Annotated in this window: 4 protein-coding genes; all 4 read left to right on the forward strand. The window is 30.8% G+C overall.

Annotated features, from left to right (window positions below; all coding sequences use genetic code 11):
* Positions 1–294: acetolactate synthase small subunit (ilvN, locus tag QZZ11_RS03920; protein ID WP_292473791.1), on the forward strand; the 294-nt coding region annotated here is incomplete at its 5' end.
* 175 nt (positions 295–469) lie between these two features.
* Complete coding sequence (locus QZZ11_RS03925) at positions 470–1,519, forward strand: acyltransferase family protein (protein ID WP_292473793.1); 1,050 nt, start codon at positions 470–472, stop codon at positions 1,517–1,519.
* A gap of 359 nt (positions 1,520–1,878) precedes the next feature.
* Positions 1,879–3,552: an acetolactate synthase large subunit gene (locus QZZ11_RS03930; RefSeq protein WP_292473794.1), complete on the forward strand. Its 1,674-nt coding sequence runs from the start codon at positions 1,879–1,881 to the stop codon at positions 3,550–3,552.
* A 5-nt stretch (positions 3,553–3,557) separates the two neighbouring features.
* The coding region (gene ilvN, locus QZZ11_RS03935; RefSeq protein ID WP_292473796.1) for an acetolactate synthase small subunit at positions 3,558–3,839 on the forward strand (282 nt) is incomplete at its 3' end.

A 3,839-nucleotide genomic window follows, 5' to 3' on the forward strand; every position in this document is an offset into this window, starting at 1 on the left:
AAACTCATAGAAGTCATCAAAGTACGAGAAATGAAACCAGAACAAACCATAAGAAGACAACTCGCACTACTAAAAATCCACGCCCCAACAGAACAAGACAAATCAGAAATCATACAATACACAAACATATTCAGAGGACACATAATAGACGTAACACCAAAAACAATAACCATAGAAATAAGTGGAAAACCAGACAATATCAATGCATTGATGGATCTGTTAAGACCATACGGAATAAAAGAAACCGCAAAAACAGGAATCACAGCAATAACCCGCGGACAAAAAACATTATAACCTCCAATAAAAGAAATAATTGTTATTTCCTATAACAATTTTCCTATTCTCATTTTTTAAAATTATTAGTTTTGCTTAATTAAATACTACTAGACGATAAAATATGAAAAAATACGTAAACAAGGATTAGGGTAAATAGTGAACTATTTATATACTAATATAGATAAAAAAATTGATGAATAACAAGAGAATAATGTGGATAGACTATTTAAAGGTTTTAGCTATACTGGGAGTATTGGGTATTCATTGTTCATCAATATTATTGGATAATAAGTACTTTTTTTCTAATGCCTGGATTGAATCAGTAGTTTGCTCTTCCTTATTTCGTTTTGCAATCATACTATTTGTAATGGCCTCAGGATATTTATTACTTAGAAAAGATCAGCCTATTGAAATAATTCCACATAGAATACGAAGAATATTAGTTCCTTTTCTGTTTTGGTTTATAATCTATGTTATAATAAAAGTTGTATTTACAGATGTTTTAGGATCATCATGGACAATAATAAATTTTTTATCATACTTATTTAGTGGTTTTCTTAATCCTTTGAATGTTAGTGTTCAATTTTGGTATGTGTATATGATTCTAGGTTTATACTTGATGTCACCAATAATTTCTAAATGGATTCAAAATGCAAAAGTGGTTGATATTGAATATTTTCTATTATTATGGGCATTAGTTAGTCTTTTACGATTTATGAATGTTGATACAATTATAGTTGATTATTTAAGATATTTTAGTGGTTCAATAGGATATTTTGTACTGGGATACTATTTAACTATTAAAAAACATGAACTGTTAACAAATAAAAAGTTTGGTATTTTATTGTTTATAATCGGAACTCTAATAACTGTTTGTGGTACGATAATATTATCCGTTATTTGTTCTAGCCAGTCATTATTTTTCATTAGATTAGGTGATATTACACCAGGTGCCTGTTTACAAGCAGTTGGACTGTTTATATTAGTTAAAAATATTGATTATTCACTTATCAATCAGAAGATTAATGATTTTATTACAAATATAAGTAGAGATAGTTATGGAATATATTTAGTAAATATTCTTGTATTAAACTTTTTAGAAAAAATACATATATTGAATTTTATGAAATACACCACACTGTCAATAATATGTGCAATAATTATTGTCATGACAATAAGTATGGTGATTGTTGAATTATTTAATAAAGTTCCCATATTACAACCTTTTTCAGGTCGAGGATAAGGTACGGAATAATGAATGGTTTATTAATTAATTAGCATGTGAAACTAATTATACCTGTTATTTTATTATAATTCAACATTTTTACTCCATTTTTCAGAATTTAATATTAATATACTCCTTTTTTGTTAATTTTAAACATCAAACAATTAAAAAAATTTCCTGATTTTATCCCTTTACATAATTTAATATAATCAACATAATACTTTTTGTTAAATTATATCAGCACAATATATTCTGAAATGTCTTTTATTTCTAAAAATATTATATAAACACTAAAATACATAACTATACATATAATAAAATTTTATAAAATTTATCATTTTTATCTAATAACTAATCAAAAACAATGAGGAAAAAAAATGAACGGAAGTGACGCATTACTAAAGAAACTTGAAGAAAATGGTACTGACGTAGTCTTCGGTTATCCCGGAGGAGTACTATTACCATTATATGATTCATTATACGACTGTGACATAAAACATATATTAGTAAGACACGAACAGGCAGCAGCACATGCAGCAGACGGATATGCAAGAGTATCAGGTAAAACGGGTGTATGTATTGCTACTAGTGGTCCTGGAGCAACAAACCTTGTAACTGGTATAGCAACAGCACAAATGGATTCAAGCCCTGTTGTTGCCCTAACCGGTCAAGTTGGAACACCTATCATTGGTACCGATGCATTCCAAGAAGTAGATACAATAAGTATAACTATGCCAATAACTAAGGCAAATTTCCAACCTAGACAATCTAAGGATTTACCTGAAATTATAGATGCTTCATATAAAATAGCAAGTACAGGTAGAAAAGGAGTGGTTGTAGTAGACCTTCCTAAAGATGTATTAGAAGCAGATGTTACAGAAGACGACATGACCCGTGTTCTTCAATTAGAAGGATACAAACCAACAACCAAAGCCAACATTAAACAGATTAAAAAAGCTGTTAAGATAATACAGGAAAGTAAAAAACCAGTTATACTAGCTGGTGGTGGGGTAATATTATCTGATGCTGCTAATGAGTTATTTGAATTTGCCAAACTTTCAAACATTGCAGTTGCAACCAGTCTTATGGGTAAAGGATCAATACCTGAAGACCATGAATTATCTTTAGGACTTCTAGGTATGCATGGATTAGAATCTACAAACAATACTGTAACAGACTGTGACTGTCTTATAGCAATAGGATGTAGATTTTCAGATCGTACTACTGGAAAAGTATCAGAATTTGCAACTAATGCAACAAAAATTCACATAGATATTGACCCTGCAGAAATTGGAAAAAATGTTCCTATAGATGTTCCAATAGTTGGAGATGCAAAAATAACTTTACAAACACTTATCGAAGAATACAAAACAGATAATACAAACTGGACAAGTGAAGTTGTAGAAAAAAGAAAATCTTATGTTCCGAAGATGAACTTTAATACTCTTCCACTCAAACCTCAAGAAGCCATTAAAGAAATAATGGAAGCAATTACTCCTACAACCATTGTATCAACTGATGTAGGACAAAACCAAATGTGGATGGCACACTACTATAAAACCAAAAATCCAAGAACATTCATATCAAGTGGTGGACTAGGAACCATGGGTTATGGATTACCTGCAGCAATAGGGGCACAAGTTGCTAAACCTGAAGAAAATGTTCTAGCAATATGCGGAGACGGCGGATTCCAAATGGTTTCACAAGAGTTAGCTACTATACATGAATACGACCTTCCTATAGTTACATGTATTTTAAACAATAGATATCTTGGAATGGTAGCCCAATGGCAAGTTTTATACTATGAAAACAGAATTTCTCAAACCAAACTTGCCCCAACACCAGACTTTGTAAAACTTGCAGAATCATATGGTGTAAATGGAGTACGTGTAGAAAAACCAGGAGAACTAAAAGAAACCATACAAAATGCATTAAAACAAAGAGAAGCAACTGTTATAGACATAACAATAGATCCTGATGAATTATTACCTATGGTCCCACCGGGTGAAAAAATCACAAAAATTGTTGGAGAATACAAAGTAGAGGAATGATTAAAATGACAAAAACAAATAAACATACTATAAGTATTCTGGTTGAAAACAAGACAGGAGTACTACAAAGAGTAGCAGGACTCTTCACAAGACGAGACTTTAATATTGACAACATCACTGTAGGAAAAACATCAGAACCAGGACATTCAAGAATAACAATCACAACCTACGGAGACAACAGAACACTAGAACAAATCATAAAACAACTAAACAAACTCATAGAAGTCATCAAAGTACGAGAAATGAAACCAGAACAAACCATAAGAAGACAACTCGCACTACTAAAA

The organism is Methanosphaera sp., from assembly GCF_016282985.1.
Lineage (GTDB): Archaea > Methanobacteriota > Methanobacteria > Methanobacteriales > Methanobacteriaceae > Methanosphaera.